The 6,201-nt window shown below is 63.4% G+C and carries 4 protein-coding genes; all 4 read left to right on the top strand.

Annotated features, from left to right (window positions below):
* Positions 1–359 precede the first annotated feature (359 nt).
* Positions 360–3,095, top strand: coding sequence for a preprotein translocase subunit SecA (gene secA, locus E3U47_RS23465; protein WP_134693964.1), 2,736 nt, complete (start codon positions 360–362; stop codon positions 3,093–3,095).
* Positions 3,096–3,259: 164 nt separating this feature from the next.
* Positions 3,260–4,477 carry a bifunctional glutamate N-acetyltransferase/amino-acid acetyltransferase ArgJ gene (argJ, locus tag E3U47_RS23460; protein ID WP_134693963.1) on the top strand — a complete coding sequence of 406 codons (1,218 nt, stop codon included), beginning with the start codon at positions 3,260–3,262 and terminating at the stop codon, positions 4,475–4,477.
* 139 nt (positions 4,478–4,616) lie between these two features.
* The gene (locus E3U47_RS23455; RefSeq protein WP_134693962.1) at positions 4,617–5,249 is read left to right on the top strand and encodes a glutathione S-transferase family protein; all 633 of its coding nucleotides are present in this window, start codon (positions 4,617–4,619) and stop codon (positions 5,247–5,249) included.
* On the top strand, positions 5,246–6,190 hold the full coding sequence (locus tag E3U47_RS23450) for a Nudix family hydrolase (protein WP_134693961.1): 945 nt from the start codon (positions 5,246–5,248) through the stop codon (positions 6,188–6,190). The genes E3U47_RS23455 and E3U47_RS23450 overlap by 4 nt, the downstream gene beginning before the upstream one ends.
* The last annotated feature ends 11 nt before the right edge of the window (positions 6,191–6,201 follow it).

The following is a 6,201-nucleotide window of genomic DNA, read 5'->3' as shown; positions in this document are numbered from 1 at the left end:
TAGTCTCGTGGGCTCGGAGATGGTATAAGAGACAGGGTTTGTAGGCCATGGAGGTATGCAGAGGGTTACAGGATCGACAGTCTAACAGTTGGGCATTCATCGCGGACTGCCCCGCGATCGGTTGCTGGATCTTGATGCAAGTCATTCGCGATACGTTTCATGTCCGCGCACCTTGAACTTGCGAAAAAAGCCCCTATGTTAGTCAGGCCCCCTAAAAGCGCTGTGCCAGCATCGTGGAAATCCACCACTTTCCTCACCATCGTTTCCGGGTAGAATGCTCGTTCGCATGCGGCCTATGGGCTGCACGGGCGACTTCACGGGGCCGCCCTCCATCCCTACGTGTGGAAGATCCTGCCGATATGTTTGCGCCTTTGTTAAAGAAACTTTTTGGAAGCAAGAACGAGCGTGAAATCAAGCGCATGCTCAAGACGGTGAGCGCCGTCAACGCCTTCGAAGAGAAAATGGTGGCCCTCTCTGACGAGCAACTGCGGGGCAAGACCGCAGAGTTCAAAGAGCGCCTGGCCAAAGGCGAGACCCTCGACCAGCTGCTGCCTGAAGCCTTCGCCGTGGCCCGTGAGGCCGGCAAGCGCGTGATGGGCATGCGTCACTTCGATGTCCAGCTGATCGGTGGCATGACCTTGCACGAAGGCATGATCGCAGAAATGCGCACCGGTGAAGGCAAGACCTTGGTCGGTACCCTGGCCGTCTACCTCAACGCGCTGTCCGGCAAAGGCGTGCACGTGGTCACGGTCAACGACTACCTGGCCCGCCGTGACGCCAACTGGATGCGCCCGCTGTACGAGTTCCTCGGCCTCACCGTGGGTATCGTCTCGGCCTTCCAGCCGCCTGAGGAAAAGCGCGCTGCCTACGCCGCCGACATCACCTACGGCACCAACAACGAATTCGGTTTCGACTACCTGCGCGACAACATGGCCTTCAGCCAGGACGAGAAGTTCCAGCGTGAGCTTAACTTCGCGGTGATCGACGAAGTCGACTCGATCCTCATCGACGAAGCGCGTACCCCGCTGATCATCTCCGGCCAGGCCGAGGACAGCTCCAAGCTGTACATCGAGATCAACCGCCTGATCCCGCGCCTGACCCAGCACATCGAGGAAGTCGAAGGCCAGGTGACCCAAGAGGGCCACTACACCATCGACGAGAAGAGCCGTCAGGTCGAGCTCAACGAAGCCGGTCACCAGTTCATCGAGGACATGCTCACCCAGTCCGGCCTGCTGGCCGAGGGCGAGAGCCTGTACTCGGCGCACAACCTGGGCCTGCTGACCCACGTCTACGCCGGCCTGCGCGCGCACAAGCTGTTCCACCGCAACATCGAGTACATCGTCCAGGAAGGCCAGATCCTCCTGATCGACGAGCACACCGGCCGTACCATGCCGGGTCGCCGCCTGTCCGAAGGCCTGCATCAGGCCATCGAGGCCAAGGAAAACCTGAACATCCAGGCCGAGAGCCAGACCCTGGCCTCGACCACCTTCCAGAACTACTTCCGCCTGTACACCAAGCTGTCCGGCATGACCGGTACCGCCGACACCGAGGCGTTCGAGTTCCAGTCGATCTACGCCCTCAACGTGATGGTGATCCCGCCGAACAAGCCGCTGGCGCGCAAGGATTTCAACGACCTGGTGTACCTGACCGCCGACGAGAAATACGCCGCGATCATCGCCGACATCAAGGAAAGCATGACCCAGGGCCGTCCGGTGCTGGTGGGTACCGCGACCATCGAAACCTCCGAGCACATGTCCAACCTGCTCAAGAAGGAAGGTATCGACCATAAGGTCCTCAACGCCAAGTATCACGAGAAGGAAGCCGAGATCATCGCGCAAGCCGGTGCGCCGGGCGCCCTGACCATCGCCACCAACATGGCCGGTCGCGGTACCGACATCCTGCTGGGCGGTAACTGGGAGGCCGAAGTCGCCGCGCTGGACAACCCGAGCGCCGAACAGATTGCCCAGATCAAGGCCGACTGGCAGAAACGCCACCAGCAGGTGCTGGAGGCTGGCGGCCTGCACGTGATCGCCTCCGAGCGTCACGAATCGCGCCGTATCGACAACCAGCTGCGTGGCCGTGCCGGCCGTCAGGGCGATGCCGGCTCCAGCCGCTTCTACCTGTCGCTGGAAGACAGCCTGATGCGTATCTTCGCCTCCGACCGGGTGAAGAACTTCATGAAGGCGCTGGGCATGCAGTCCGGCGAGGCCATCGAGCACCGCATGGTCACCAACGCCATCGAGAAGGCCCAGCGCAAGGTCGAGGGTCGCAACTTCGATATCCGCAAGCAGCTGCTCGAATACGACGACGTGGCCAACGAACAGCGCAAGGTGATCTACCACATGCGCAACAGCCTGCTGGCGGCCGAGAATATCGGCGACACCATCGCCGAGTTCCGCCAGGAAGTGCTCGATGCCACCATCAGCCAGCACATCCCGCCGCAATCGCTGCCCGAGCAGTGGGACGTGGCTGGCCTGGAGGCCTCGCTGTCCAGCGACTTCGCCATCAAGCTGCCGATCCAGCAGTGGCTCGACGAGGACGATCACCTCTACGAGGAGACCCTGCGCGAGAAGCTGCTCAAGGAAATCACCGACGCCTACCACGAGAAGGAAGACCAGGCTGGCCTCGACGCCCTGCGCACTTTCGAGAAGCAGATCCTGCTGCGCGTGCTGGACGACCTGTGGAAAGACCACCTGTCGACCATGGACCACCTGCGCCACGGTATTCACCTGCGCGGCTACGCGCAGAAGAACCCGAAGCAGGAGTACAAGCGCGAATCCTTCACCCTGTTCCAGGAACTGCTCGAGTCGATCAAGCGCGACACCATCCGCGTGCTGTCGCACGTGCAGGTACGCCGCGAAGACCCGGCCGAGGAAGAAGCCCGTCTGCGCCGCGAGGCCGAGGAGCTGGCCAGCCGCATGCAGTTCCAGCACGCCGCCGCGCCTGGCCTGGAAGGCGAGCAATTGGCCGAGGAGGGCGCTGAAGTCGCCGTCGCGTCGGCCCCTGTGCGCAACGACATGAAGCTGGGCCGCAACGAGCCATGCTGGTGTGGTTCGGGCAAGAAATTCAAGCACTGCCACGGGCAGATCGAGTGATCTGATCTCACCCCTGGCTTGAAATCCCGGGGCTGCCTTGCAGCCCATCGCGACACAAGGCCGCTCCTACAGGAATCGCAGTAATCCTGTAGGAGCGGCCTTGTGTCGCGAAAGGGGCGCGCAGCGCCCCCTCATCCCCCGCATTAATTTCTAGGAGCGCTTACATGGCTGTTGGTCTTGGTCCCTTGCCCACCCTGCACCCGGTTCCCGGTTTCGAACTCGGCATCGCTTCGGCGGGCATCAAGCGCCCCGGGCGCAAGGATGTGGTGGTGATGCGCTGTGCCGAAGGCTCCAGTGTCGCGGGCGTGTTCACCCTCAACGCCTTTTGCGCGGCACCGGTGATCCTCTCCAAGCAACGCGTGCAGGGCAGCGTGCGCTATCTGTTGACCAACACTGGCAATGCCAACGCCGGCACCGGCGCCCCTGGCCTGGCCGCCGCCGAACGCACCTGTGCCAAGCTGGCCGAGCTGGCCGGGGTCCCGGCCGAGTCGGTGCTGCCGTTCTCCACCGGCGTGATCGGCGAGCCGCTGCCGGTCGAGAAGATCGAAGGCGCGCTGCAGGCCGCCCTGGACAACCTGTCGGAAAACAACTGGGCCGAAGCCGCCACCGGCATCATGACCACCGACACCCTGCCCAAGGGCGCCAGCCGTCAGTTCCAGTTCGCCGGCAAGACCATCACCGTCACCGGTATCAGCAAGGGCGCGGGGATGATCCGCCCGAACATGGCCACCATGCTCGGCTACATCGCCACCGACGCCAAGGTCGCGCCCCAGGTGCTCAAGGACCTGATGCTCGACGGCGCCAACAAGTCGTTCAACCGCATCACCATCGACGGCGATACCTCGACCAACGACTGCTGCATGCTGATCGCCACCGGCAAGGCCGATGTGCCGGAGGTGACCGAGGCCCGCGGCGAGCTGTTCGAGGCCCTGAAAAAGGCGGTGTTCGAGGTGTGCATGGAAGTGGCCCAGGCCATCGTCCGTGACGGCGAAGGCGCCACCAAGTTCGTCACCGTGCAGGTCAACGGTGGTGGCAATCACCAGGAATGCCTGGATGTCGGCTACGCCGTCGCCCACTCGCCACTGATCAAGACCGCGCTGTTCGCTTCCGACCCCAACTGGGGCCGTATCCTCGCCGCTGTCGGCCGTGCTGGCGTCCCAGAGCTGGATGTCAGCCTGATCGATGTGTACCTGGACAGCGTGTGCATCGCCAGCAAAGGCGGGCGCAACCCGAGCTACACCGAGGCGCAAGGCTCGGCGGTGATGGCCCAGGAAGAGATCACCATTCGCATCGAGTTGGGCCGTGGCCAGTGCAGCGAAACCATCTGGACCACCGACCTGTCCCACGAGTACGTGAAGATCAACGCCGAATACCGTACTTGATATAACTGGGGCCGCTGTGCGGCCCTTTCGCGGCACAAGGCCGCTCCTACAAGAGCACGCGACCTCCTGTAGGAGCGGCCTTGTGCCGCGAAAGGGCTGCAACGCAGCCCCATTATCCCGAATCCGCTGGAGCCCAATCATGAGCTATCACCTGATCATCGGCGACAAGCTGTATTCTTCCTGGTCGCTACGCGGCGCCCTGGCCCTCGACCTGGCCGGCGTGCCCTACGAAGAAACCCTGGTCAAACTCAACCAGCCCGACACCCGCCAGCGCCTGCTGGCCTTCTCTGCCACCGGCAAGGTGCCGCTGCTCAAGACCGAGCACGGGGTGATTGCCGATTCCCTGGCGATTGCCGAATACCTCAACGAACAGCACCTCGCAGCCCGGCTCTGGCCGGAGGACGTCGCCGCCCGTGCCCAGGCCCGCTCGGCCTGCGCGCAGATGCACAGCGGCTTCTTCGCCCTGCGCGGCGCCATGCCGTTCGACCTGTCCCGCGACCAGGCGCTGGAAAGCGTGCCGCTGGATGTGCAGGTCGACATCGACCGCATCGTCGCCCTGTGGTCCGAGTGCCGCCTGGTGGCCAAGGATAGCGGCCCGTTCTTGTTTGGCCGGCCGACCCTGGCCGATGCCTTCTTTGCCCCGGTGGCCGTGCGCCTGCGCACCTACCGCGTCGAGGTACCGGCCGAGGCCGCCGCCTATATCGAAACCATCTACCAGTGGCCGGCCTTCCAGGCCTGGCAGCAGGCTGGCCTGGCGGAGCGTGAAGGGTGAAACGGATTCATGTAGCAGCAGCGGTCATTCGCGGTAACGATGGCCGTATCCTCATTGCTCGACGTGCCGACAGCCAGCACCAGGGCGGTTTGTGGGAATTCCCTGGCGGTAAGGTGGAGGAGGGCGAAAGCGTCGAAGCGGCGCTGGCCCGAGAGCTTCGCGAGGAACTGGGTATCGACGTGACCCGTTCGCGGGCGTTGATCAAAGTCAGCCATGACTACCCGGACAAACAGGTGTTGCTGGATGTCCGCGAGGTCCAGGCGTTCACTGGCGAACCCCACGGCGCCGAAGGCCAGCCGCTCGCTTGGGTTATGCCACGGGAGTTGGCGCAATACGAGTTCCCCGAGGCCAACAAACCGATCGTGGCTGCGGCGCGCCTGCCGGATCAGTACCTGATTACCCCGGATGGTCTGGAAGTGCCGGAGATGCTCAAAGGCATTCAAAGGGCTGTGGCCAGTGGTATTCGCCTGATTCAGCTGCGTGCCCCGGACATGTACGACCCCAAGTACCGTGACGTCGCGGTGGATGCGGTGGGCCTGTGTGGCGGCAAGGCGCAGTTGATGCTCAAAGGGCCGCTGGAGTGGCTGGGAGACTTCCCGTCCGCTGGTTGGCACCTGACAGCGGCGCAGTTGCGCAAATACGCAGCCAAGGGCCGGCCATTTCCGAAAGAGCGGTGGTTGGCGGCCTCCTGTCATAACGCAGAAGAGCTGGCGCTGGCTGAGCAGATGGGCGTGGATTTTGTCACCCTGTCGCCGGTGCAGGCGACTCAGACGCATCCTGAGGCTGCCCCGCTGGGATGGGCTGAGGCGCAGCGGTTGATTGCAGGTTTCAGTCATCCGGTGTTCTTACTGGGTGGGGTAGGGCCGGGTGAGCGTGAGCAGGCCTGGGAAGCTGGGGCGCAGGGCGTTGCCGGGATTCGGGCGTTTTGGCCTGAGGCCTGACTAGCTCATTA

The sequence above is a fragment of the Pseudomonas sp. RIT623 genome (assembly GCF_004519305.1).
GTDB lineage: Bacteria > Pseudomonadota > Gammaproteobacteria > Pseudomonadales > Pseudomonadaceae > Aquipseudomonas.
The sequence above is the reverse complement of the archived record's forward strand: the minus strand, read 5'-3'. Positions and strand labels throughout refer to the sequence as shown.

Bases quoted from the DNA above. Each gene is read 5' to 3' on its own strand.
- secA (WP_134693964.1), top strand. From the start codon at position 360: ATGTTTGCGCCTTTGTTAAAGAAACTTTTTGGAAGCAAGAACGAGCGT.
- argJ (WP_134693963.1), top strand. From the start codon at position 3,260: ATGGCTGTTGGTCTTGGTCCCTTGCCCACCCTGCACCCGGTTCCCGGT.
- E3U47_RS23455 (WP_134693962.1), top strand. From the start codon at position 4,617: ATGAGCTATCACCTGATCATCGGCGACAAGCTGTATTCTTCCTGGTCG.